This is a genomic window from Pseudomonas sp. B33.4, from assembly GCF_034555375.1.
In the GTDB taxonomy this organism is placed as follows: domain Bacteria; phylum Pseudomonadota; class Gammaproteobacteria; order Pseudomonadales; family Pseudomonadaceae; genus Aquipseudomonas.
This window is the reverse complement of sequence record NZ_CP140706.1, coordinates 1,794,985-1,818,223: the sequence shown is the minus strand read 5'-3', so window position 1 is coordinate 1,818,223 and position 23,239 is coordinate 1,794,985. Positions and strand designations below refer to the sequence as shown.

Annotated in this window: 23 protein-coding genes; 16 read left to right on the top strand and 7 right to left on the bottom strand. The window is 59.5% G+C overall.

Annotated features, from left to right (window positions below; all coding sequences use genetic code 11):
• Nucleotides 1–186 precede the first annotated feature (186 nt).
• Complete coding sequence (locus U6037_RS08125) at nt 187–1,782, top strand: beta (1-6) glucans synthase (protein WP_322846378.1); 1,596 nt, start codon at nt 187–189, stop codon at nt 1,780–1,782.
• 98 nt (nt 1,783–1,880) lie between these two features.
• Here the strand turns inward: U6037_RS08125 and U6037_RS08120 are convergent, their stop codons facing one another.
• The gene (locus U6037_RS08120; protein ID WP_322846377.1) at nt 1,881–2,249 is read right to left on the bottom strand and encodes a hypothetical protein; all 369 of its coding nucleotides are present in this window, start codon (nt 2,247–2,249) and stop codon (nt 1,881–1,883) included.
• 224 nt (nt 2,250–2,473) lie between these two features.
• On the opposite strand from U6037_RS08120, the gene U6037_RS08115 reads away from it, so the two are divergent.
• Nucleotides 2,474–3,772 (top strand): serine/threonine protein kinase, encoded by a 1,299-nt coding sequence (locus U6037_RS08115; RefSeq protein ID WP_242209278.1) that lies wholly within the window; start codon nt 2,474–2,476, stop codon nt 3,770–3,772.
• On the top strand, nt 3,765–4,553 hold the full coding sequence (locus tag U6037_RS08110; RefSeq protein ID WP_242209277.1) for a VacJ family lipoprotein: 789 nt from the start codon (nt 3,765–3,767) through the stop codon (nt 4,551–4,553). The genes U6037_RS08115 and U6037_RS08110 overlap by 8 nt, the downstream gene beginning before the upstream one ends.
• A gap of 182 nt (nt 4,554–4,735) precedes the next feature.
• On the opposite strand, the gene U6037_RS08105 is transcribed toward U6037_RS08110, so the two are convergent.
• Entirely contained in the window at nt 4,736–5,650 is a 915-nt protein-coding gene (locus U6037_RS08105; protein ID WP_322846376.1) for a DUF808 domain-containing protein, read from the bottom strand.
• 135 nt (nt 5,651–5,785) lie between these two features.
• Here U6037_RS08105 and U6037_RS08100 point away from each other — a divergent pair, with 135 nt between their 5' ends.
• Complete coding sequence (locus tag U6037_RS08100) at nt 5,786–6,391, top strand: TetR/AcrR family transcriptional regulator (protein ID WP_007919931.1); 606 nt, start codon at nt 5,786–5,788, stop codon at nt 6,389–6,391.
• 114 nt (nt 6,392–6,505) lie between these two features.
• Here U6037_RS08100 and U6037_RS08095 read toward each other — a convergent pair whose 3' ends face one another.
• Both U6037_RS08095 and U6037_RS08090 read right to left on the bottom strand, forming a co-directional pair.
• The gene (locus U6037_RS08095) at nt 6,506–6,964 is read right to left on the bottom strand and encodes an REP-associated tyrosine transposase (RefSeq protein WP_322846375.1); all 459 of its coding nucleotides are present in this window, start codon (nt 6,962–6,964) and stop codon (nt 6,506–6,508) included.
• A 214-nt stretch (nt 6,965–7,178) separates the two neighbouring features.
• A complete protein-coding gene (locus U6037_RS08090) occupies nt 7,179–7,619 on the bottom strand; it encodes a heme-binding protein (RefSeq protein ID WP_322846374.1) in 441 nt (146 codons plus the stop codon).
• A 268-nt stretch (nt 7,620–7,887) separates the two neighbouring features.
• Between U6037_RS08090 and gcl the strand changes: the two genes are divergently transcribed.
• The 8 genes from gcl (at nt 7,888) to U6037_RS08050 (ending at nt 17,578) form a co-directional block, all read left to right on the top strand.
• Nucleotides 7,888–9,663 carry a glyoxylate carboligase gene (gene gcl, locus U6037_RS08085; RefSeq protein WP_008083509.1) on the top strand — a complete coding sequence of 592 codons (1,776 nt, stop codon included), beginning with the start codon at nt 7,888–7,890 and terminating at the stop codon, nt 9,661–9,663.
• 178 nt (nt 9,664–9,841) lie between these two features.
• Nucleotides 9,842–10,624: a hydroxypyruvate isomerase gene (gene hyi / locus U6037_RS08080; RefSeq protein ID WP_016987505.1), complete on the top strand. Its 783-nt coding sequence runs from the start codon at nt 9,842–9,844 to the stop codon at nt 10,622–10,624.
• A 156-nt stretch (nt 10,625–10,780) separates the two neighbouring features.
• Nucleotides 10,781–11,674 carry a 2-hydroxy-3-oxopropionate reductase gene (locus tag U6037_RS08075; protein WP_007919937.1) on the top strand — a complete coding sequence of 298 codons (894 nt, stop codon included), beginning with the start codon at nt 10,781–10,783 and terminating at the stop codon, nt 11,672–11,674.
• 148 nt (nt 11,675–11,822) lie between these two features.
• Entirely contained in the window at nt 11,823–13,097 is a 1,275-nt protein-coding gene (locus U6037_RS08070) for a glycerate kinase (RefSeq protein WP_322846373.1), read from the top strand.
• Entirely contained in the window at nt 13,094–14,509 is a 1,416-nt protein-coding gene (gene pyk / locus U6037_RS08065; RefSeq protein ID WP_322846372.1) for a pyruvate kinase, read from the top strand. Before U6037_RS08070 ends, pyk begins: the two co-directional genes overlap by 4 nt.
• Before the next feature lie 205 nt (nt 14,510–14,714).
• Nucleotides 14,715–15,629: an urea transporter gene (locus tag U6037_RS08060; RefSeq protein WP_322846371.1), complete on the top strand. Its 915-nt coding sequence runs from the start codon at nt 14,715–14,717 to the stop codon at nt 15,627–15,629.
• A 21-nt stretch (nt 15,630–15,650) separates the two neighbouring features.
• The gene (locus tag U6037_RS08055; protein WP_016987501.1) at nt 15,651–16,475 is read left to right on the top strand and encodes an ion transporter; all 825 of its coding nucleotides are present in this window, start codon (nt 15,651–15,653) and stop codon (nt 16,473–16,475) included.
• A gap of 104 nt (nt 16,476–16,579) precedes the next feature.
• On the top strand, nt 16,580–17,578 hold the full coding sequence (locus U6037_RS08050; protein WP_034151535.1) for a sulfate ABC transporter substrate-binding protein: 999 nt from the start codon (nt 16,580–16,582) through the stop codon (nt 17,576–17,578).
• 240 nt (nt 17,579–17,818) lie between these two features.
• Here the strand turns inward: U6037_RS08050 and U6037_RS08045 are convergent, their stop codons facing one another.
• On the bottom strand, nt 17,819–18,430 hold the full coding sequence (locus U6037_RS08045; protein WP_322846370.1) for a DUF5666 domain-containing protein: 612 nt from the start codon (nt 18,428–18,430) through the stop codon (nt 17,819–17,821).
• A 244-nt stretch (nt 18,431–18,674) separates the two neighbouring features.
• Between U6037_RS08045 and U6037_RS08040 the strand changes: the two genes are divergently transcribed.
• Entirely contained in the window at nt 18,675–19,862 is a 1,188-nt protein-coding gene (locus tag U6037_RS08040) for an MFS transporter (RefSeq protein ID WP_123596049.1), read from the top strand.
• Nucleotides 19,863–19,931: 69 nt separating this feature from the next.
• On the opposite strand, the gene U6037_RS08035 is transcribed toward U6037_RS08040, so the two are convergent.
• Both U6037_RS08035 and U6037_RS08030 read right to left on the bottom strand, forming a co-directional pair.
• Nucleotides 19,932–20,336, bottom strand: a complete 405-nt coding sequence (locus U6037_RS08035; protein ID WP_122844880.1) for a type II toxin-antitoxin system HicB family antitoxin — start codon at nt 20,334–20,336, stop codon at nt 19,932–19,934.
• Nucleotides 20,336–20,548, bottom strand: a complete 213-nt coding sequence (locus U6037_RS08030; RefSeq protein WP_108226823.1) for a type II toxin-antitoxin system HicA family toxin — start codon at nt 20,546–20,548, stop codon at nt 20,336–20,338. Before U6037_RS08030 ends, U6037_RS08035 begins: the two co-directional genes overlap by 1 nt.
• A 220-nt stretch (nt 20,549–20,768) precedes the next feature.
• Here U6037_RS08030 and U6037_RS08025 point away from each other — a divergent pair, with 220 nt between their 5' ends.
• From U6037_RS08025 to U6037_RS08015, 3 genes are all read left to right on the top strand, one after another.
• A complete protein-coding gene (locus tag U6037_RS08025; protein ID WP_322846369.1) occupies nt 20,769–21,425 on the top strand; it encodes a peroxiredoxin-like family protein in 657 nt (218 codons plus the stop codon).
• A 27-nt stretch (nt 21,426–21,452) separates the two neighbouring features.
• On the top strand, nt 21,453–22,172 hold the full coding sequence (locus U6037_RS08020; RefSeq protein ID WP_322846368.1) for an SDR family oxidoreductase: 720 nt from the start codon (nt 21,453–21,455) through the stop codon (nt 22,170–22,172).
• Nucleotides 22,173–22,320: 148 nt separating this feature from the next.
• Nucleotides 22,321–23,202 carry a LysR family transcriptional regulator gene (locus tag U6037_RS08015; RefSeq protein ID WP_322846367.1) on the top strand — a complete coding sequence of 294 codons (882 nt, stop codon included), beginning with the start codon at nt 22,321–22,323 and terminating at the stop codon, nt 23,200–23,202.
• Nucleotides 23,203–23,239: the final 37 nt, after the last annotated feature.

The following is a 23,239-nucleotide window of genomic DNA, read 5'->3' as shown; positions in this document are numbered from 1 at the left end:
GAACATCAGCGGAGTACTGATGCCTTGATCATCAACCTGACGCCGCAGGCGACCTGCTCTGTCAGCGACCTCAAGGCAACGAGAAACGACATCAGAAGGCCATTAATCGCGGCTATATAAATGACGCCAAATAATCCGCCCGAACTTTGCATGTGCAAATCATGCAGGTCACCAACCCCACTATAAATGCAGGTAACATGCCTCGCTTTGCAGCCACTCGGCCTGACCATGTCCGCGACTTCCCGCTTCCCCTTTCTGCCTTATCTCTTCGCCTGCCTGCTCGGGCTGTTTGCCCTCGGCGGCTTCTGGTACGGCCTCGGTCAACCGGTAATCCTGCCGGATGCCGCGACCCCGACGCATAAATTGCAATGCGCCTCCTACACCCCGTTCGATAAAGACCAATCGCCATTCGACGTGCCGTTCAAGCTGCGCCCGGAACGCATGGACGCTGACCTCGCGTTACTGGCGACACGCTTTGAATGCATTCGTACCTATTCGATGACGGGCCTTGAGGCGCTGCCCGATCTGGCGCGCAAACACGGCTTGAAATTGATGATCGGCGCGTGGGTCAACAGCAACCCGGTGGACACCGAGAAAGAAGTCGACCTGCTGATCAAATCGGCCAATGCCAACCCGGACGTGGTCAGTGCAGTGATCGTCGGTAACGAAGCCTTGCTGCGCAAGGAAGTCACCGGTGCGCAACTGGCGAAGCTGATCAACAAGGTCAAAAGCCAGATCAAGCAACCGGTCACCTACGCCGATGTCTGGGAGTTCTGGCTCAAGCATCCGGAAGTCGCGCCGGCAGTGGATTTCCTGACCATCCATTTGCTGCCGTACTGGGAAGATGATCCATCGAACATCGATGTCGCCCTGCAACACGTCGCAGATGTGCGCCAAGTGTTCGGCAATAAATTTGCGCCGAAAGACGTGATGATCGGCGAAACCGGCTGGCCGAGCGAAGGCCGCCAGCGCGAGACCGCCCTGCCGAGCCGGGTCAACGAGGCCAAATTCATTCGTGGCTTTGTCGCGATGGCCGAGAAGGAAGGCTGGCATTACAACCTGATCGAAGCGTTTGACCAGCCGTGGAAGCGCGGCAGTGAAGGCGCGGTCGGCGGTTACTGGGGGTTGTTTGATGCCGATCGCCAGGACAAGGGCGTGCTCGCCGGGCCGGTGACCAACGTGCCGTACTGGAAGGAATGGCTGGCGGTCGGTGGTTTGATTTTTCTTGGCACGCTGATCCTTGGCGGTCGCGTTCGCACTACGCGCTCGGCGCTGGTGTTGCCACTTCTGGGCGCCCTCGCCGCCTGCTCGACTGGCGCCTGGGGTGATCTGGCGCGAGTGACCACGCGGTTTGCCAGTGAGTGGCTGTGGGTCGGCTTGCTGACGGCGCTGAATCTTTTGGTGTTGGCGCACGCTGCATTGACGCTGAGTGCGCGCACGGGCTGGCGCGAACGTGCGTTCAATGTGCTTGAGCGTCGCGCTGGCTGGCTGGTCGCGGCGGCAGGTTTTGCGGCGGCGGTGATGATGCTCGAGATGGTCTTCGATCCGCGTTATCGCAGCTTTGCGAGCATGGCGTTTGTGCTGCCGGCACTGGTGTATCTGTGCCGCCCGGTCAGCGTGCCACGTCGCGAGATTGCTCTGCTGACGTTTATTGTCGGTGCAGGGATTGCGCCGCAGTTGTATCAGGAAGGTTTGCAGAATCAGCAGGCGTGGGGTTGGGCGTTGGCGAGTTTGTTGATGGTTGCTGCACTGTGGCGCTGCCTGCGCGTTCACAAGATTTAATATTCATCGACTGAAATGCCCAATCGCGAGCAGGCTCACTCCTACAGTTTGGAATGCGTTCCCCTTGTAGGAGTGAGCCTGCTCGCGATAGCTGACGATCAGACGCTACGGGACTCGCGGACCAGACGCAACCCGGCAATCACCAACGCAAACACCGCCAACGTCGTGTTGTACAACGCCAGTGCCGGCACCCCAAACACCAGCGCCAGCACTGCCAGCCACCATCCTGCCCGCCCGGGCAACACGAAACCGACCAGCGCCGCGCCGAGCGCCGTCCAGCCCAATACCTTGAAATGAATCATCAACCCAAGGTTCGAACGCACCTGGCATTCCCAGCGACTGGCCTCGTCCACGCAGATACCGACCCACTGCCCGTCCTCCATAAAGCCATAACGCACGCCATAGCTGGCGGCCAGCCACAACGGCAACAGAACGAGCAGCAGAATCACGGGCAAGCGGCGAGACATGAAACACTCCAATCTTCGGAAATCGGCGGCCAGCTTAATCTGCCGCCAGCCGTGTGCAAGAACTAACAACTGTTAACTGTTCATTCAGTCGGTGCAAAGTGTATCGTCCAGCTACTATTACTCCGAATTCTGCCTGTTTGGTGCCGCAGCATGGCACTTTGGCGCAAACCCGGTGGTCATAGCCTGCGAACTTCATTCGGCACCTTCCTCTAAGGGATCTAGTCATGCTCCGTTCCTTGCGCTTCGCCGCGCTGTTCAGCGGCCTTATTTTGAGTGCGTCCGCACTGGCGGTGGATATCGATGCCGCCAGTTATGGCTACCCGCTGACCAACCCGTTCGAGGCGACCATTGCCACGACCCCGCCCGATTTACGCCCGGAACTGCCGCTGGACGATGACATCAATCAGACGGACCGCAGCCTGACGTTGCGCCCGGAGCGCGAGTTCATCCTGCCAGACAACTTCTGGGCAGTGAAAAAGCTCACCTACCGCATCGCCACCCAGGACAAGCCGGCTCCGCTGATTTTCCTGATCGCCGGCACCGGCGCACGCTATGACAGCACGCTCAACGAATACCTGAAAAAGCTCTATTACAAAGCCGGTTACCACGTCGTGCAGTTGTCGTCGCCGACCAGTTTCGACTTCATCAGCGCCGCCTCCCGCTTCGCGACCCCGGGCGTGACCAAGGAAGACGCCGAAGACATGTACCGGGTGATGCAGGCCGTGCGGGCGCAGAATCCGAAGCTGCCGGTCACCGAGTATTATCTGACCGGCTACAGCCTCGGCGCCCTTGATGCTGCGTTCGTCGCGCATTTGGACGAGACGCGCCGCAGCTTCAACTTCAAGAAAGTCCTGCTGCTCAACCCGCCAGTCAACCTTTACACCTCGGTCACCAACCTCGACAAACTGGTGCAGACCGAAGTCAAAGGCATCAACAGCAGCACCACGTTCTATGAACTGGTGCTGGGCAAGCTGACCCGCTACTTCCAGCAGAAAGGCTACATTGACCTCAACGATGCGTTGCTCTACGACTTCCAGCAGTCCAAGCAACACCTGACCAATGAACAGATGGCGATGCTGATCGGCACCTCGTTCCGCTTCTCGGCGGCCGACATCGCGTTCACCTCGGACCTGATCAACCGTCGGGGCCTGATCACCCCGCCGAAATTCCCGATCACCGAAGGCACCAGCCTCACGCCGTTCCTCAAGCGTGCGCTGCAGTGCGACTTCGACTGCTACCTGACCGATCAGGTGATCCCGATGTGGCGCGCGCGCACCGACGGCGGCAGCCTGCTGCAACTGATCGATCAGGTCAGCCTGTATGCACTCAAGGATTACCTGCACGACAGCCCGAAAATCGCCGTGATGCACAACGCCGACGACGTGATCCTCGGCCCGGGCGACCTCGGTTTCCTGCGCAAGACCTTCGGTGATCGCCTGACCGTTTATCCACTGGGCGGCCACTGCGGCAACCTTAACTACCGCGTCAACAGCGACGCCATGCTGGAGTTCTTCCGTGGCTAAATATCTCCTGCTGATTGCAGCGCTTCTCTGCGCAGGCGTGGCCCAGGCCGACAACAGTAAAGCCAACGCGCCCGTCGTGGTCGACAGCGACGGCTTCAAAGAGCCGCTGTCCAAACTCAAGTTCAACCCGGGGCTGGATCAACGCGAGTTCGAGCGCTCGACGCTCAACGCGCTGAACGTCTACGACCCGCTGGAATCGTGGAACCGCCGGGTCTACCACTTCAACTACCGCTTCGACCAATGGGTGTTTCTGCCGGTGGTCGACGGCTACCGTTACATCACGCCAAGCTTCGTGCGTACGGGTGTGAGCAACTTCTTCAACAACCTCGGTGACGTGCCGAACCTGGTCAACAGCCTGCTGCAGTTCAAGGGCCAGCGCTCGATGGAAACCACCGCGCGGCTGCTGCTCAACACCACCATCGGCATTGCCGGATTGTGGGACCCAGCCACCGCCATGGGCCTGCCGCGTCAGAGCGAAGACTTCGGTCAGACGTTGGGCTTCTATGGTGTGCCGGGAGGAGCCTACTTCGTACTGCCGATCTTCGGCCCGTCGAACATCCGCGACACCGCAGGCCTGGCTGTGGATTACACCGCCGAATCGGCGATCAACTTCCTCAATGTCTCGGAAGTCAGCTCCAACCACCCGGAAATCTGGGCCTTGCGTGCGGTCGACAAGCGCTACCAGACCAGCTTCCGTTATGGCCAGATGAATTCGCCGTTCGAGTACGAGAAAGTGCGTTACGTGTACACCGAGGCGCGCAAGTTGCAGATCGCCGAGTAGTTTTCGGCAGGTACAAAAAAGGGCCATTCGATGCGAGTCGAATGGCCCTTTTTTCATGGCACAACAAAGATCAAACTGTAGGAGTGAGCCTGCTCGCGATAGCGGTGTGTCAGGCGAAACTTGTGAGGCTGATACACCGCTATCGCGAGCAGGCTCACTCCTACAAGGGTTTGTGTTGAATGTCAGTTTTTCACGGTTTTCCAGATCTTGCTGACGACGGAAACCACCGCCAATACCACCGCACCAGCGATGATCCCCGCGACACCGTTGAGCAACATTGGCACGGCAAACCCGGCACTCCCGGCCGCTGCGCCAACACCTTCAATCCAGTGATGCACTACCGGTACGCCGTGGGTGAGGATGCCGCCGCCGACCAAAAACATCGCCGCCGTACCGACCACCGACAGGGTTTTCATCATGTACGGTGCCGCGCTCAGGATGCCGCTGCCGATTTTTTTCGCAAACTGCCCTGGTTTCTGGGTGAGCCACAACCCGAGGTCGTCGAGTTTGACGATACCGGCCACCAGACCGTAAACACCGACGGTCATGACGATGGCGATGCCGGACATCACAATCACTTGCTGGGTAAGCGAGGCATCCGCCACAGTGCCCAAGGTGATGGCGATAATTTCTGCCGACAGGATGAAGTCAGTGCGAATCGCGCCCTTGATCTTGTCTTTCTCATACGCCACCAGATCGGTCGCCGGATCGGCTACCGCCTCAGTCAACTCCGCATGCTCAGCCTCATCCTCAGCCGCGCTGTGCAAAAACTTGTGCGCGAGCTTCTCGAAGCCCTCGAAACACAGGTACGCACCACCGACCATCAATAACGGCGTCACCAGCCACGGCACGAACGCACTGATAGCCAGCGCCGATGGCACCAGAATCAGTTTGTTGACGAACGAGCCCTTGGCCACGGCCCAGACCACAGGAATTTCCCGCTCGGCACGCACGCCGGAGACCTGCTGGGCATTGAGCGCCAGGTCGTCGCCGAGCACGCCGGCAGTCTTCTTGGCGGCCATTTTGCTCATCAACGCCACGTCGTCCAGCACGGTGGCAATATCGTCGACCAGCACCAGCAAACTGCTTCCTGCCATGAATCCTGTTTCCTTTTATGTATGAATGTTGCGAAGCATAACGCGACCTTAGACCACGCGGGGCATTCTTGAGCGCCGCGCGAGGCCGGTGCTACCATGCGCAACCGCCAGAACAGGCAAGGAACCACCGGGTTTATGAGCACAATCCGCGAGCGCAACAAAGAACTGATCCTGCGTGCCGCCAGTGAGGAGTTTGCCGACAAGGGCTTCGCTGCGACCAAAACCAGCGACATCGCCGCCAAGGCGGGATTGCCCAAGCCCAACGTCTACTACTACTTCAAGTCCAAGGAAAACCTTTACCGCGAGGTATTGGAAAGCATCATCGTGCCGATTTTGCAGGCTTCGACCCCGTTCAATCCGGACGGCGTACCGAGCGAAGTGCTGAGCGGCTATATCCGCTCGAAGATCCGCATCTCCCGCGACCTGCCCTTCGCCTCGAAAGTATTTGCCAGCGAAATCATGCACGGCGCCCCACACCTGAGCGCCGACCTGGTCGAGCAGCTCAACGGTCAGGCCAAGCACAACATCGACTGCATCCAGAGCTGGATCGATCGCGGCCAGATCGCCCCGATCGACCCCAACCACCTGATGTTCAGCATCTGGGCCGCGACCCAGACCTACGCCGACTTCGACTGGCAGATTTCTGCGGTCACGGGTAAGGACAAGCTGGACGAGGCAGATTATGAAGCGGCGGCGCAGACGATTATCCGGTTGGTGTTGAAGGGGTGTGAGCCGGACTGATAGACCGCAGTGACTGCTTCGCGAGCAGGCTCGCTCCCACATTGGATCTGTGGTGTTCACAAATCCCCTGTGGGAGCGAGCCTGCTCGCGAATGGCGGCAACACAGAATAACGCTCAAACCCAAATCGCATCCCACAGCGGATAGTCGCCAAGCTTCTTAACCAAACCAGCCCGCAACGGGTTAGCCACGACATACCGAGCCAGCTTCACCAGATCTTCTTCTCTGCGCAATGCACGATCATGAAATCCTGATTGCCAAAGGCTGGTCTGGCGACCCGTCGAGAGATTCACGGCTTTGGTGCTGAGGGATTTTGTACGCTGCATCAACTCGCCGAGCGAACCGCGCTTCAATTCAATCAGCCAATGAAAATGATCTGGCATGACTACCCAGGCCAACGTACTGGCAATGCCCATTTCCTCTGCGACGTGAAATTGGCTGGCGACCAATCGACCCAGTGCAAAGTCGCTGAAAACAGGCTGCCTTCCCGCCGTATTGGTTGTCAGCAGGTAGATGCGGTTGTGTTCGGAGTAACGACCAATGCGCAAACGATTTGAAGCAGATAGATCCCGCATTCCTTTGCCTTTTCATATCCTGATCAAGAAAAGGTTAGTTCTGTGAATGTGGGAGCAAGTGTCAGGTTTTTAGCAAGATGTGTTTTTGAGATCGTATTCGCGAGCAGGCTCGCTCCCACAGGGGGCTTGGGGTATTCAGACATTTTGTGTCCGAGCACAAATCCAATGTGGGAGCGAGCCTGCTCGCGAAGGCAGTTAATCAGCCGCTACAAAATCAAGCCGCCACCCCCGCATCCGCCCGCAACTCCAACGCCTCCACCGCTTTAATCGCCACTTGCTCATCGATATCCGACAGATCGCCGCTGATCCCGATCGCGCCCAGCACATTCCCCGCCTGATCCCGAATCAACACACCACCCGGTGCCGGCACGACGCTGCCCTGGCCCATGCTGTTCAGCGCGGCAATAAAGGCTGGGCGTTGTTGGGCGTCGAGTGCCAGCAGGCGTGAGCCTTTGCCCAGCGCGATGGCGCCCCAGGCTTTGCCGATGGCGATGTTCGGGCGCAGCAGGCTGGCGCCGTCTTCGCGTTGCAGCGCGATCAGGTGGCCGCCGGTATCGAGTACCGCGATGGTCAGCGGCGCGGCGTTGATGCCGCGCCCTGCGTTGATGGCCTCGTTGACCAGGTTGACTGCGACTTTCAAGGTTAAAGCGCTCATGGTGCCGTCCTCATTTTGTTATAGGGAAAGTCGTGGACCTGCGGTTTTCTGCCGCAGGCCGATGCAACAAATAGAACACAATGAGTTATTTTTTTGTATACAATAATTCTCGAAAAGCGCCACATGCGACGAAAAGCCACAGTCAGACAGGCTTCCGACGAATGAAACAGGCGCTTGAGAAAATGGATTGACCTGCGCCGTCCGCCGTGAATACACTCTGCGCAAAGCCACTTGTATACAATTACAAAACGTAAAGAGGCACAAAACCATGAGCAAAATGAGAGCAATCGAAGCCGCCGTTCTGGTGATGCGCCGTGAAGGGGTTGATACCGCTTTTGGCATCCCGGGCGCTGCCATCAACCCGCTGTACTCCGCCTTGCAGAAAGTCGGTGGCATCGATCACGTCCTTGCTCGCCACGTGGAAGGCGCCTCGCACATGGCCGAGGGCTACACCCGCACCAAGGCCGGCAACATCGGCGTGTGCATCGGTACTTCCGGCCCTGCCGGCACCGACATGGTCACCGGGCTCTACAGCGCTTCGGCCGACTCGATTCCAATCCTCTGCATTACCGGCCAGGCACCCCGCGCCCGTATGCACAAGGAAGACTTCCAGGCTGTCGACATCACCAGCATCGTCAAGCCAGTGACCAAGTGGGCGACCACTGTTCTGGAGCCGGGCCAAGTGCCTTACGCGTTCCAGAAAGCGTTCTTTGAAATGCGCTCCGGCCGTCCAGGCCCCGTGCTGATCGATCTGCCGTTCGACGTGCAGATGGCCGAGATCGAATTCGACATCGACGCTTACCAGCCGCTGCCATTGGCCAAACCGACCGCTACCCGCGTGCAGGTCGAAAAGGCTCTGGCTTTGCTGGATCAGGCTGAACGTCCATTGCTGGTGGCCGGCGGCGGCATCATCAACGCCGACGCCAGCGATCTGCTGGTTGAATTCGCTGAACTGACCGGCATCCCGGTGATCCCGACCCTGATGGGCTGGGGCACCATCCCTGACGATCACCCATTGATGGTCGGCATGGTTGGTCTGCAGACTTCGCACCGTTACGGCAACGCGACCATGCTGAAATCCGACGTGGTATTGGGGATCGGCAACCGCTGGGCCAACCGTCACACCGGTTCGGTTGACGTTTACACCGAAGGTCGCAAGTTCATTCACGTCGACATCGAAGGCACGCAGATCGGTCGTGTGTTCACGCCGGATCTGGGCATCGTTTCCGACGCCGCTGCAGCACTGACCGTGTTCATCGAAGTGGCCCGTGAATGGCAAGCCGCCGGCAAGCTGAAAAACCGCAGTGCCTGGCTGCAAGACTGCCAGCAGCGCAAAGCCAGCCTGCATCGCAAAACCCACTTCGATAACGTGCCGGTCAAACCACAGCGCGTTTACGAAGAAATGAACCAGGTGTTCGGCAAGGACACCTGCTACGTCAGCACCATTGGTCTGTCGCAGATTGCCGGCGCGCAGTTCCTGCACGTCTACAAGCCGCGTCACTGGATCAACTGTGGCCAGGCAGGCCCGTTGGGCTGGACCATTCCGGCAGCGCTGGGCGTGGTGAAGGCCGATCCGAACCGTAAAGTCGTGGCCCTGTCGGGGGACTATGACTTCCAGTTCATGATCGAAGAACTGGCGGTCGGCGCTCAGTTCAAACTGCCGTACATCCACGTCGTGGTGAACAACTCGTACCTGGGTCTGATCCGTCAGGCACAGCGCGGGTTCGAAATGGACTACTGCGTGCAGCTGTCCTTCGATAACCTGAACGCGCCGGAACTCAACGGTTACGGTGTTGACCACGTCGCAGTGGCTGAAGGCCTCGGCTGTAAGGCACTGCGTGTGTTCGAACCCTCGGAAATCGCCCCTGCCCTGCGCAAGGCCGAACAGATGATCGAAGAGTTCAAGGTGCCGGTGATCGTCGAGATCATTCTGGAGCGTGTAACCAACATCTCCATGGGTACCGAGATCAACGCCGTAAACGAATTCGAAGACCTGGCGCTGGTCGGCAACGATGCGCCAACGGCGATTTCGCTGCTTGATTGATCGCTTTTAGCCCCCTCTCCCTATGGGAGAGGGCTGGGGTGAGGGAAAGGTTTTGCGGTGATCGCAAGATTCGGATCAGACTCAGGATCCCCCTCACCCTAACCCTCTCCCCCAGGAGAGGGGACTGATCGCGAACAATCTGACCAACCGTGTCACATCCGTTTTTTAGGAGACCACCATGCCGCGTTTCGCAGCCAACCTGTCCATGCTGTTCACCGAACAGGATTTCCTTGCCCGTTTCGACGCCGCCGCCAAGGCTGGTTTCAGCGGTGTCGAGTACCTGTTCCCGTACGATTTCAGCTCTGCCGAAATCAAGGCCAGGCTCGACGCCAACGGTCTGACCCAAGTGCTGTTCAACCTGCCGGCCGGTGACTGGGCCAAGGGCGAGCGCGGTATCGCGTGTCTGCCGGATCGGGTTGAAGAGTTCCGTGCCGGTGTCGATCTGGCCATCGCTTACGCACAAGTGCTGGGCAACACCCAGATCAACTGCCTGGCCGGTATCCGTCCGCAAGGCGTAGACGATGCCACCGTGGAAAAGACCTTCGTCGCCAACCTGAAATACGCCGCCGACAAGCTGCAGGCAGCGGGCATCAAACTGGTGATGGAAGCGATCAACACCCGCGACATCCCGGGCTTCTACCTGAACAACACGGCGCAAGCCCTGTCGATTCGCGAACAGGTCGGCAGCGCCAATCTGTTCCTGCAATACGACATCTATCACATGCAGATCATGGAAGGCGATCTGGCCCGCACCCTGCAATCGCACCTGGGCGAGATCAACCATGTGCAGCTCGCGGACAACCCAGGGCGCAACGAACCAGGCACCGGTGAGATCAACTACCGCTTCCTGTTCGAACACCTGGACCGCATCGGTTATCAGGGTTGGGTGGGTTGCGAATACAAGCCGCTGACCACCACTGAAGCAGGCCTCGGCTGGCTGAAAACCCACAACGCAATCTGACGCAGATCCCCTGTAGGAGTGAGCCTGCTCGCGATGAATTCACCTCGGTACACCTGATGTACCTCAGCGCCTGAATCGCGAGCAGGCTCACTCCTACATAAAAGCAACAGCTTCCCCCTATTTGCTTGAGCAAGACAAAAACAAGAGGATTTTCTCATGGCTAAAATCGGATTTATCGGCACCGGCATCATGGGCCACCCAATGGCTTCGAACCTGCAGAAAGCCGGTCACAGCCTGTTCCTGTCGGCGCACCACGACGCCGCCCCTGCCGACCTGGTCGCCGCTGGCGCCGTCGCCCTGGCCAACCCGCGCGAAGTCGCGCAGGAAGCTGAATTCATCATCGTCATGGTCCCGGATACCCCACAGGTCGACGACGTACTGTTCCGCGCCGACGGCGTTGCCGCTGGCCTGAGCAAAGGCAAAATCGTCATCGACATGAGCTCGATCTCGCCGACCGCCACCAAGGCCTTCGCTGCGAAGATCAATGAGAAAGGCGCGCAATACCTCGACGCACCGGTTTCCGGCGGTGAAGTCGGCGCCAAAGCCGCGACCCTGAGCATCATGATCGGTGGCGACGCCGATGCTTTCGAACGTGCCCTGCCGCTGTTCCAGGCCATGGGCAAGAACATCACCCTGGTCGGTGGCAATGGCGACGGTCAAACCGCCAAAGTCGCCAACCAGATCATCGTTGCCCTGAACATTCAGGCCGTCGCTGAAGCCCTGCTGTTCGCTTCGAAAAACGGTGCTGATCCGGCCAAGGTGCGTGAAGCACTGATGGGCGGTTTCGCCTCCTCGAAGATTCTTGAAGTGCACGGCGAGCGCATGATCAAAGGCACTTTCGACCCAGGCTTCCGCATCAGCCTGCACCAGAAGGATCTGAACCTGGCCCTGCAAGGCGCCAAGGAGCTGAACATCAACCTGCCGAACACCGCCAACGCCCAGCAAGTGTTCAGCACCTGCGCCGCGATCGGTGGCAGCAACTGGGATCACTCGGCGCTGATCAAAGGTCTGGAACACATGGCCAACTTCTCGATTCGCGACAACAAATAAGCCTTCATCAAACCTGTAGGAGTGAGCCTGCTCGCGATGAAGTCACCGCGGTGAGTCAGATTTACCGCGGCGCCTGAATCGCGAGCAGGCTCACTCCTACAGTGATCTGAGTTGCCCTTTCGAATAACAAGAATTCCGGGAGCCCGCCATGTCGGTCGATCCGCAACAACTGCTGCGCGAGCTGTTTGCCACAGCCATCGACGCGGCCCATCCGAACCAGGTCCTCGAAGCTCATTTGCCTGCCGACCGCAGCGGCCGGGTGATCGTCATTGGTGCCGGCAAAGCCGCTGCCGCCATGGCGCAAGTGGTCGAGCGCTGCTGGGAAGGTGAGGTGTCTGGCCTGGTTGTGACCCGCTACGGTCACGGCGCCCCGTGCGAAAAAATCGAAGTGGTCGAAGCCGCGCATCCCGTCCCCGACGCAGCCGGTTTGGCCGTGGCCAAACGCGTGCTCGAGCTGGTCAGCAACCTGAGCGAAGACGACCGCGTGATCTTTCTGCTCTCCGGTGGCGGCTCGGCCCTGCTGGCGTTGCCGGCCGAAGGCATCACCCTCGCCGACAAGCAGTCGATCAACAAAGCCCTGCTGAAATCCGGCGCGACCATCGGCGAGATGAACTGCGTACGCAAGCACCTCTCGGCGATCAAGGGTGGCCGCTTGGGCAAGGCCTGCTGGCCTGCCACTGTTTACACTTACGCGATTTCCGATGTACCGGGCGACCTCGCCACGGTCATCGCTTCCGGCCCGACCGTGGCCGACCCAAGCACTTCCGCCGAAGCGCTGGCAATCATCAAACGCTACGGCATCGAGATCCCTGCTTCGGTGCGCACCTGGCTGCAAAGCCCTGAGTCGGAAACCGTCAAACCCGGCGACCCAAGCCTCGCGCGCAGCCACTTCCAGTTGATCGCCCGTCCTCAGCAATCGCTGGACGCGGCGGCAGTGAAATGCCGTCAGGCCGGTTTCAGCACGCTGATCCTCGGCGACCTCGAAGGTGAGTCGCGCGAAGTGGCGAAAGTCCACGCCGGCATCGCCCGCCAGATCATCAATCACGGCCAGCCACTGGCAGCACCGTGCGTGATTCTTTCCGGCGGCGAAACCACCGTGACCGTGCGCGGCAATGGCCGTGGCGGGCGCAACGCCGAATTCCTTTTGAGCCTCACCGACAACCTCAAAGGCCAGCCCGGCGTTTATGCCCTGGCCGGTGACACCGACGGCATCGACGGCTCGGAAGACAACGCCGGCGCGATTATGACCCCGGACAGCTACGCCCGCGCCGCCGCCCTCGGTTTGAGCGCCAGCGACGAGCTGGATAACAACAACGGCTACGGCTATTTCGAGGCGCTCGATGCGCTGATCGTCACCGAGCCGACCCGCACCAACGTCAACGACTTCCGCGCCATTCTGATCCTTGAGAGCTGCAAATCATGACGCCTGATAAAAAGGTAAAAATCCTCGCCACCCTCGGGCCTGCTGTCGACGGCATCGAAGAGATCCGCGAACTGGTCGAGGCCGGGGTCAATATCTTCCGCCTGAACTTCAGCCACGGCGATCACGCCGACCACGCCAAGCGCTATCAGTGGATCCGCGAAGTCGAGCGCCAGCTCAACTATCCGCTGGGCATTCTGATGGACTTGCAAGGGCCGAAACTGCGCGTCGGCAAGTTCGCTGACGGCAAGGTGCAACTGCATCGCGGTCAGGCCTTCCGTCTCGATCTGGACGCGACACCGGGCGATGAGCGCCGAGTGAATCTGCCGCATCCGGAAATCATCGAAGCGCTGGAAGCGGGTATGGATCTGTTGCTCGACGACGGCAAGCTGCGTCTGCGCGTAGTCAGCAAATACGCCGATGCGATCGACACCACCGTGCTCAACGGCGGCGAGTTGTCGGATCGCAAAGGCGTCAACGTGCCGCAAGCGGTGCTCGACCTCAGCCCGCTGACTGCCAAGGATCGCCGCGATTTGAGCTTCGGTCTGGAACTGGGTGTGGACTGGGTCGCGCTGTCGTTTGTGCAGCGTCCGCAAGACATCATCGAAGCCCGCGCATTGATCGGCGACAAAGCCTTTCTGATGGCGAAAATCGAGAAGCCTTCCGCCGTTGAACAGCTGCGCGAAATCGCTGAATTGAGCGACGCGATCATGGTGGCTCGCGGCGACCTCGGCGTCGAAGTGCCGGCCGAAAGCGTGCCGCAGATTCAGAAAAACATCATCACCACCTGCCGCGAACTGGGCAAACCGGTGGTGGTAGCGACGCAAATGCTCGAGTCGATGCGCTTCTCCCCTGCCCCGACCCGCGCCGAAGTGACCGACGTTGCCAACGCCGTGGCCGAAGGTGCCGATGCGGTGATGCTGTCGGCAGAAACTGCGTCCGGCGAATACCCGCTGGAAGCCGTGCAGATGATGAGCAAGATCATTCGTCAGGTTGAGAACGGCCCGGATTATCAGACTCAGCTCGACGTCAGCCGACCGAAAGCAGAAGCGACCGTGTCCGATGCGATCAGCTGTGCGATCCGTCGCATCAGTAACGTGCTGCCGGTGGCGGTGCTGGTCAACTACAGCGAGTCGGGATCGTCGAGTTTGCGTGCAGCGCGGGAACGGCCGAAAGCGCCGATCCTCAACCTCACGCCGAACCTGCAAACCGCGCGGCGTTTGAGCGTGGCGTGGGGGATTCATTCGGTGGTCAACGATCGCCTGCGTCAGGTCGACGAAGTCTGCTCGACCGCGCTGGAAATCGCCCAGGCGCAGGGCATGGCCGAGCGTGGTGACACGTTGTTGATCACTGCTGGTGTGCCGTTCGGGCAGCCTGGGTCGACTAACTCGCTGCGGATCGAGACATTGATCTGAGCATGCTCAAAAAGCTGTTGTGGGAATAGCGGTTATTCCTTCAATCAAAATGCTTGAGCGCTACAACTGGCCTCTTCGCGAGCAGGCTCGCTCCCACAGTTGATTTGTGTGCATCACAAACTCAATGACTGAACAAAGATTCAATGTGGGAGCCAGCCTGCTGGCGAAACAGGCGCCTCGGTTTCACTGACTTTCAGAACTGCCCATGCCTGCCAATCATTTCAACACCCACTGCCCCGACTGGGCCGAGGCATTGCTCAACGGTTTCAGTCAAATATTCCTCCAGCGCCATCCGCTGTGCGGCCTGCTGTGCCTGTTGGCGATCCTGCTGACGGCACCGGTGCTGTTCGCCGGTGCGCTGCTCGGTGCCGTCGCCGGTTTGCTCACCGCACAACGGCGCAACTACGCCAAGGCTGATCGCCAGGCCGGGCTGTTCAGTTACAACGGCATCTTGCTCGGCCTGTTGCTGAGCCTGTATTTCCCGTGGTCGCCGCTGCTGCCGCCGCTGATTCTTGCCGCCGGCGGACTGAGCGCGATGGCCACGCAGCAATGGCTCAAACATGTGTACCGCAGCCGATCGATTCCGGCCTACACCTCGCCGTTTGTGGCGCTGAGTTGGATCCTGCTGTTGTTCGCCGAACCGTCAGCGCCGATGGCGCACATCGAGATGAACACGCTGAACCTGCTCGCCGCTGAACTGCGTGGTTTGGGCCAGGTGATGTTCCTTGGTCATCCACTGGCCGGCGCGTTGATCGCCATCGGTCTGTTGATCGCTGATCGACGGGCGTTTTGCTGGGCAATGCTCGCCTCGGCGATCGGTCTCGGCTCCAGCCTGCTGCATCACGAAACCGGCTCCGCTTTGCTCGGCCTCGGCAGCTATAACGCCGTGCTCGCCGCCCTCGCCTTCTGCGCGCAACGCCAACAACCGTGGCTGCCCCTGCTCGGCATCGTCCTCGCGCTGCTGGTCACTCCGCTATTTGCTGCCGTCGGCCTCGCTACTCTGACCGCGCCGTTCATCCTCGCCGCCTGGCTGATCCGCGCCGGTATTCAGATGCTCGGCAAAACGCCGGTCGAGCGTGCGCCTTGCGCTCATGGGGAGAATCAACCTAGGCTGCGCTGATCTTCGATTCAGGCGTTTTCCATGGACAGCAGCAACAGTTGGCGTGAACGGCTCTACGTCATGATTTTCCAGAGCGACACCCTCGCCGGGCGTCGCTTCGACGGCATCCTGCTGTTGATCATCCTCGCCAGTCTGGTGATCGTGATGCTCGACAGCATCGACAGCATTCACCAGAATTACGCCGACGTGCTGGCCTACATCGAGTGGGGCTTCACGATCATCTTTCTCGGCGAGTACATCCTGCGTCTGTACTGCTCGCCCAAGCCGTTGCGCTATGCTTTCAGCTTTTACGGGCTGGTGGATTTGCTGGCGATCGTGCCCGGTATCCTCGCCCTGTATTACAGCGATGCGCAGTACCTGCTGATCATTCGGATCATCCGCATGTTGCGGATTTTCCGCGTGCTCAAGCTCAGCCCGTACCTCAAGCAAGCCAACTATCTGATGTCGGCGCTGCGCGGCAGCAAACAGAAAATCGTCGTGTTTCTGGTCAGCGTCTGCACGCTGGTGACGGTGTTCGGCACTTTGATGTACGTGATCGAAGGCCCCGAGCATGGCTTCACCAGCATTCCCAAAGGCATCTATTGGGCTATCGTCACGTTGACCACCGTGGGCTTCGGCGACATCGTGCCGAAGACGCCGCTGGGCCAAGTGATTTCGTCGCTGGTGATGATCACCGGTTACTCGATCATCGCTGTGCCGACGGGGATTTTTACCGCCGAACTGGCCAACGCCATGCGCGGCGAACAGCTGCAACACGACTGCCCGGTGTGCAAGAAAAACAGCCATGAACACGGCGCAGCGTTCTGCTCGCGATGTGGCAACGCACTGTTTAAGAAACTGGAATAAGCAAAGAGCTTTTTAATCTTTAAACGACTATGCGTGCCCCGTTATAGTCAGTGGCAATTGAACATCACCTCCTGCTTCTACATAGATAAAACAAGGAATGCGCAGTGAAAAAACTCTTTGGCGCCTCACTTCTCGCCGCCGGCCTGGCCTTGGCCAACATCGCCCAGGCAGCCCCGACGCTGCTCAACGTTTCCTACGACGTGATGCGCGATTTCTACAAGGACTACAACACTGCGTTCCAGAAACACTGGCAAGCCGAGCACAACGAAAACATCACCGTGCAGATGTCCTTCGGCGGTTCGAGCAAGCAAGCGCGCTCGGTCATCGATGGCCTGCCGGCTGACGTCATCACCATGAACATGGCCACCGACATCAACGCCCTCGCCGACAACGGCAAACTGGTGCCGGAAAACTGGGTCACGCGTCTGCCGAACAACAGCGCGCCGTTCACCTCGGCCACTGTGTTCATCGTCCGCAAAGGCAACCCGAAAGCCCTGAAAGACTGGCCGGACCTGCTCAAGGACGGCGTGCAAGTGATCGTGCCAAACCCGAAAACCTCGGGTAATGGCCGCTACACCTACCTGTCGGCCTGGGGCTATGTGCTGAAGAATGGCGGCGACGAGAACAAGGCCAAGGATTTCGTCGGCAAACTGTTCAAACAAGCGCCGGTACTCGATACCGGTGGCCGCGCGGCGACTACCACGTTCATGACCAACCAGATCGGCGACGTGCTGGTGACCTTCGAAAACGAGGCGGAAATGATTGCCCGCGAGTTTGGTCGTGATCAGTTTGAAGTGATTTATCCGAGTGTTTCGGCTGAGGCTGAGCCACCGGTGTCGGTGGTCGATAAAGTGGTCGACAAGAAAGGTTCGCGTGCGGCGGCGGATGAGTACCTGAAGTACCTGTGGTCGCCGGAAGGTCAGGAGATTGCGGCGGCGAACTACCTGCGTCCGCGTGATCCGGCGGTACTGGCGAAGTACACCGATCGTTTCCCGAAAGTTGATTTCCTCTCGGTGGAGAAGACCTTTGGTGACTGGCGTACGGTGCAGAAGACCCACTTCAATGATGGTGGGGTTTTTGATCAGATCTATAGCGGGCAGTAAGGTTTAAGCAGGCGTGAAAAAGGCGACCCACAGTGGTCGCCTTTTTTTGTGGCCGCTTTACCCTCACCCCAGCCCTCTCCCAGAGGGAGAGGGGGCCGACCGAGGTGTCTGGCGAGTTACATCGAATTGAAAGATTTCGTCGATTATGGATTCACCACAGCACGTTCAGGTCGGCGTAATTCACATGCATCCCCCAATCAGTCCCCTCTCCCTCTGGGAGAGGGCTAGGGTGAGGGGCCTCTACATCGGTGGCGTCACCCCATCCTTACCCGCAGAAATCGATTGCGCGGTCAGCGTGCCATCCGCACTTTGCGTGACGAACGTCACAATCTTCACCCCAACCTTCAGCAAACTCCGATCCCCCGGCATCAGATTCACAATCGGCACATCCTCCGGCACCAGAATCTTCTGCTGCCCGCCCTTGTAGTTCACCGTCAGCACCCGCCCGTTGCTCACCACCAGATCACCGACACTGCCATTGGTCATGCTGCTGCCCTTGGCCAGATCGAAAGGTCGATGACCATCGCCGCTGCCCGCCAGCTCCGGCGGAAACACATGCACTTCCAGCGCCTTGAGCGTGCCATCTTCCTGCGGCATCGCCGCCGAACCGATGTAGCTGCCGGGTTTGATGTCTTCGATATTGGCCAGGGTGACGGCGCGTACCTTGGTGTCACCGGTCAACTGAATAACCACATTCTCGCCGCTGTTGACGTGGACTTTCAGGCTGTCGGTGCTGACCCCGGTGATCTCGCCGCGCACGCCGAGGCGCATCCCCGGAGCATCGGCGGCCTGCACGCTTGTCGCGGCCAGCAGGCTGATCAGGACAATCGTTGCGCTAAGGCGAATCCTCATTGCAATCCTCCGGTCATCAATGTTGAACAAGCCAATGCAAACATAAGCACGCTATCGAACAGGATGTAAGTGAATGTATCATCGACCCCCAACGGCCGGACGCAAGGTTCGCCGATGGATGACAAACCGCTAGCACCCGGTCATTCCGCAACGGAATAACTGATATCAGCCGAGGGCGTCTTCTGCTCGTCGGGTTTGTCCCATAGCCTCACCGCATTCCCCTTTCGCTGGATCGAGAAACCTTATGACCACCACCACTCACGCAATGACCCGAGGCATGGTGCTGCTGTTCGCCTTCTGCTGCGGCGCCATCGTTGCCAACATTTACTACGCGCAGCCGATCATCGGCCTGATCGCGCCGGACATCGGCCTCTCCGACACCATGGCCAGTTTCATCGTCTCGCTGACGCAGATTGGCTATGCGCTGGGCCTGTTCTTTCTGGTGCCGCTGGGCGATCTGCTGGAAAACCGCCGGTTGATGATCATCACCACCGTGGTGGCAATTGCCAGCCTGCTGGCGGCGGCGTTTACCGATCAGCCGAACGTGTTCCTGCTGATCTCGTTGCTGGTGGGCTTCAGTTCGGTGTCGGTGCAGATCCTGATTCCATTGGCTGCGCATCTGGCACCGGAAGAATCCCGTGGCCGGGTGGTCGGCGGGATCATGGGCGGCTTGTTGCTGGGCATTTTGTTGGCGCGGCCGGTGTCGAGTGTGGTCGCCGACCACTTGGGCTGGCGCGCGATGTTCATGATTGCCGCTGCGTTGATGGCGGCGATCAGCGTGGTGCTGGCGCTGACCGTGCCCAAGCGCCAACCGGATCACAGCGCCACGTATGGCCAACTGATCGGTTCGCTGTGGACACTCCTGCGCCAGCAACCGGTATTGCGTCAGCGGGCGTTTTATCAGGGCTGCATGTTCGCCACCTTCAGCCTGTTCTGGACCGCCGTACCGCTGGAACTGGCGCGCAACCATGGCCTGTCGCAAAGCGAAATTGCGATCTTCGCTCTGGTCGGTGCCATCGGTGCCATCGCCGCGCCGATCAGCGGACGCCTGGCCGACGCCGGCCACACCCGCATCGCCTCGCTGCTGGCGATGATATTTGCCAGCCTGAGCTTCCTGCCGGCGTTCATTCACCCCGCCTACAGCGTCATCGGCCTGGCCGTGACCGGCGTGGTGCTCGACTTCTGCGTGCAGATGAACATGGTCCTCGGCCAGCGCGCGGTCTACTCGCTGGACGCGAAAAGCCGTGGTCGTTTGAACGCGCTGTACATGACCAGCATCTTCATCGGCGGCGCCTTCGGCTCGTCGGTGGCCAGTGCGGTGTACGAACATGGCGGCTGGTTGTGGATCGTGATTGTCGGGAGTGTGTTTCCGCTGTTGGCGTTGTTGCGGTTTTTGAGTGCTTCGCAGCGCGGTTCATTGGCAACGGCGTAAGGCGTCAAAAGCTTCGCGAGCAGGCTCGCTCCCACAGGTTATTCACTGAGCCCGTGGGAGCGATGACGTTCAATATCGAACCAGTTTTTCCATCGCCGCGTCCGCCAGAAAGGAGGAGCGGCTTTTGACGTTGTGCTCGCGCACATAACGGTCGATTCGCTGGATCACGTAACCAGGCAGCGTCACGTTGACCTTCTCGGTCTTGCCGAGATACGGCGAGATATCCAGTTCCAGCATGCCCCAGCCCATATCGGCGAATTCCGGATTACTGCGATGAGCAGATGCCGATGTCGGCATAGGAATCGACTCACCGTCCGCCGCAATTTCTTGCAGCATGATGTGGGCGATTTCAACCGCCGCATTGTAGGCATCTTCAAAGCTATCCCCTGCCGTAACGGCGCCGGGAATATCGGGGATCTGGATACCAATGGCGGTATTTTCGTCACCCCATTCGATGCAGATTGGATATTGCATTATGGATCTCCTTGGTAACTGGCTGGCGGGTTATACAACCCGGCACGCCTCCTGATGCTTTTGACCGTCCCCAGTGGCAAATCCTTTTTCGGGTGAGGGACGGGAATCGTGTACGGGTTATATCGGTGAGTGAAGATGTGATGACTGCCGGTGATCCGATCCAGCACCCACCCCGCCTCCTCCAACTCCTTGATCAATTGCCTGCTCTGCACCAATGGCCTCCTTGGCTTGGTCTGTTAAAAATAACCCTAGAGTTATATTTATTCAAGCACAGGAAACCGCAAAGCGACGTCCGGTTGTTTTACAGAGTGTGAGTTTTGATTCATTCCCCTCGAGCATGAATGCTATGCCCCGCAACGGCGTTCCCCTGCGCAAGCCTGACGGTCACTCTTGAATCCAGCCACTACCGGCGCTTCTTCAGGACCTTCGACCATGACCCTGCAAGCAAAACTCGATGCCTTCAAAGCCGACTTCAAGGCCGGCAAACCACCTTACAACGCCCCGGCCGACATCCACCCGGTGATGGAGCGCGCCACCGCCGAACTGATCGCCTCCGGCGCCGCCGGTCGTGCCTTGAAGGTCGGCGATACGGCGCCGCTGTTCACCCTGAAAGACCCTGAGGGCAACCCGGTCTCGTCCGCCGATCGGCTGGCACAAGGACCTTTGGTGCTGACGTTTTATCGTGGCGTCTGGTGCCCTTACTGCAACATGGAGTTGCAGGCATTACAGGCTTTTCTGCCGGCGATTCGGGACGCCGGGGCGAGTCTGCTAGCGCTTTCACCGCAGATCGCCGCCAACAGTCGCAAGTCGCAACGCATCAACGAACTGCAATTCCCGATCCTCAGCGATCCGCGCAATGACGTCGCCGCAGCCTTTGGTTTGCGCTTCGAATTGCCGGACTACCTGATCGAACTGTACAAGAACCTGCGCAATGACCTGCCGAGCTTCAACGATGATCCCGCGTGGACCTTGCCGATGCCGGCGCGTTATGTGATCGGTCAGGATGGCGTGATTCGTTACGCCGAGGTCAACCCGGATTACACTCAGCGTCCCGAGCCCGAAGCGATGCTGGATGCATTGCGCGGCTGAATCGATGATCCATGCCCTGGAGTTGCCATGACCCGACGTACTTTCCTCATCACCGGCGCCAGCAAAGGCATTGGCCGGGCGCTGGCCGAGCATCTGGATCGCGCCGGGCATCGCGTGGTGGGCATTGCTCGCCAGCCGGATTTGAGCTTTCCGGGGATTCTGTTTCCGCTGGACCTGAGTGATCGCAAGTTGACCGGTGAGGTGCTGGCGGAGCTCGCGCGCACTTACGAGTTCGACGGTTTGGTGAACAACGTCGGGCTGGTGCGACCGCAGGCGTTGGGCGAAATCGAACTGGACGCCTTCGACGACGTGATGCGGTTGAATCTACATTCAGCGTTGCAGGCGACCCAGGCGTTGTTGCCGGGAATGCGCACGCGAGGTTGGGGCCGGGTGGTGAATATCTCCAGCCTGACGGTGTTGGGCATCACCCAGCGCACGGCGTATGCAGCGGCGAAAGCGGCGCTGATCAGTTTCACCCGCTCGTGGGCACTGGAGCTGGCGCAGACCGGGATCACCGTGAACGCCGTAGCACCGGGGCCGACCGAGACCGAACTGTTTCGCGCCAACAATCCGCCGGGCAGCGAGGGTGAGGCGCGCTATCTGGCCGGGGTGCCGATGGGGCGGCTGGGGCAGCCGGAAGAGATTGCCTCGGCGATTGCGTTTCTGCTTTCGGAGCAAAGCGGCTTCATCACCGGGCAGACGCTGTTTGTCGATGGCGGCGCCTCGGTCGGCAAAGCCGCAATCTAATCAACAACAAAAATCCCCTGTAGGCCTTCGCCTGCTCGCGATAGCGTTCGTCCAGCCGACATTGATTTGACTGACACACCGCTATCGCGAGCAGGCTCACTCCTACAGGGGTTCCAAGATGACTTCGAGATTTTAGTAAGGAACGCAGATGGACCGCCTCGCCGCCATGGAAACCTTCGTCTGCGTCGTCGAAACCGGCTCGTTTTCCGCTGCGGCCCGACGCCTGAATATCGGTCAGCCCGCCGTATCGAAAACCATCGCTCATCTGGAAAAACGTCTGGCCGTCAGCCTGCTCCTGCGCTCTACCCGAGGCCTGACCCCGACCGAAGCCGGGCTCGCGTTTTTCGAGCGGGCCAAACGCGCCCTCGAAGAAGCCGACGAGGCCGACAACGCTGCGCGAGGCATCGCCAGCGGCCTGAGCGGCAATCTGCGCATCAGCGCCGCCGTGACCTTCGGCCGCCTGCACATCGTGCCGCAACTGGGGTCGTTCCTGGATCAGCACCCCCAACTGAACATCGACCTGATGCTTGACGACCGCAACATCAATCTGGTCGAAGAAGGCATCGACGTTGCCTTGCGCATGGGCGCACTCACCGACTCGGGACTCACCGCCCGCAAGATCGCCGACTGCCGCCGCGTGGTGCTTGGCACACCGGCCTACTTTGCCAAGCACGGCGAACCGGGCTGTCCTGCCGAACTGAGTAAACACCAAGCAGTCGTCTACAACCTCGGAGGGGGCAACACTTGGGAGTTCGCCAAAGGCTCGGAACAACAATCGGTGATCCTCAGCGGACGTTTGCGCGTCAGCGCGGCTGAGGGCGTACGCGAAGCCGTGCTGGCCGATCAGGGCCTGACGCTGGCCTCCGAATGGATGTTCGCCCCGGAACTGGCCAGCGGCGCAGTGAAAACCGTCATGCACGACTGGACACTGCCCGATCTGGATTTATGGGCGGTGTTTCCAACGGGAAGAATGGCCAGTGCCAAAGCGCGGGCGTTTGTGGAGTTTGTGCAGGGGGTGTTGGCCAGTTGAACAGCAAGATCAAAAGATCGCAGGCTTCGCCAGCTCC

Excerpts from the sequence above, each read along its gene's own strand:
- U6037_RS08095 (WP_322846375.1), bottom strand. The coding sequence starts at position 6,964 with ATGCGGGATCTATCTGCTTCAAATCGTTTGCGCATTGGTCGTTACTCC.
- U6037_RS08025 (WP_322846369.1), top strand. The coding sequence starts at position 20,769 with ATGACCCTGCAAGCAAAACTCGATGCCTTCAAAGCCGACTTCAAGGCC.
- U6037_RS08105 (WP_322846376.1), bottom strand. The coding sequence starts at position 5,650 with ATGGCAGGAAGCAGTTTGCTGGTGCTGGTCGACGATATTGCCACCGTG.
- U6037_RS08100 (WP_007919931.1), top strand. The coding sequence starts at position 5,786 with ATGAGCACAATCCGCGAGCGCAACAAAGAACTGATCCTGCGTGCCGCC.
- U6037_RS08035 (WP_122844880.1), bottom strand. The coding sequence starts at position 20,336 with ATGCAATATCCAATCTGCATCGAATGGGGTGACGAAAATACCGCCATT.
- U6037_RS08120 (WP_322846377.1), bottom strand. The coding sequence starts at position 2,249 with ATGTCTCGCCGCTTGCCCGTGATTCTGCTGCTCGTTCTGTTGCCGTTG.
- U6037_RS08075 (WP_007919937.1), top strand. The coding sequence starts at position 10,781 with ATGGCTAAAATCGGATTTATCGGCACCGGCATCATGGGCCACCCAATG.
- U6037_RS08020 (WP_322846368.1), top strand. The coding sequence starts at position 21,453 with ATGACCCGACGTACTTTCCTCATCACCGGCGCCAGCAAAGGCATTGGC.
- U6037_RS08055 (WP_016987501.1), top strand. The coding sequence starts at position 15,651 with ATGGACAGCAGCAACAGTTGGCGTGAACGGCTCTACGTCATGATTTTC.
- gcl (WP_008083509.1), top strand. The coding sequence starts at position 7,888 with ATGAGCAAAATGAGAGCAATCGAAGCCGCCGTTCTGGTGATGCGCCGT.
- U6037_RS08125 (WP_322846378.1), top strand. The coding sequence starts at position 187 with ATGCAGGTAACATGCCTCGCTTTGCAGCCACTCGGCCTGACCATGTCC.
- hyi (WP_016987505.1), top strand. The coding sequence starts at position 9,842 with ATGCCGCGTTTCGCAGCCAACCTGTCCATGCTGTTCACCGAACAGGAT.
- U6037_RS08060 (WP_322846371.1), top strand. The coding sequence starts at position 14,715 with ATGCCTGCCAATCATTTCAACACCCACTGCCCCGACTGGGCCGAGGCA.
- U6037_RS08040 (WP_123596049.1), top strand. The coding sequence starts at position 18,675 with ATGACCACCACCACTCACGCAATGACCCGAGGCATGGTGCTGCTGTTC.
- U6037_RS08090 (WP_322846374.1), bottom strand. The coding sequence starts at position 7,619 with ATGAGCGCTTTAACCTTGAAAGTCGCAGTCAACCTGGTCAACGAGGCC.
- U6037_RS08115 (WP_242209278.1), top strand. The coding sequence starts at position 2,474 with ATGCTCCGTTCCTTGCGCTTCGCCGCGCTGTTCAGCGGCCTTATTTTG.
- pyk (WP_322846372.1), top strand. The coding sequence starts at position 13,094 with ATGACGCCTGATAAAAAGGTAAAAATCCTCGCCACCCTCGGGCCTGCT.
- U6037_RS08015 (WP_322846367.1), top strand. The coding sequence starts at position 22,321 with ATGGACCGCCTCGCCGCCATGGAAACCTTCGTCTGCGTCGTCGAAACC.
- U6037_RS08045 (WP_322846370.1), bottom strand. The coding sequence starts at position 18,430 with ATGAGGATTCGCCTTAGCGCAACGATTGTCCTGATCAGCCTGCTGGCC.
- U6037_RS08070 (WP_322846373.1), top strand. The coding sequence starts at position 11,823 with ATGTCGGTCGATCCGCAACAACTGCTGCGCGAGCTGTTTGCCACAGCC.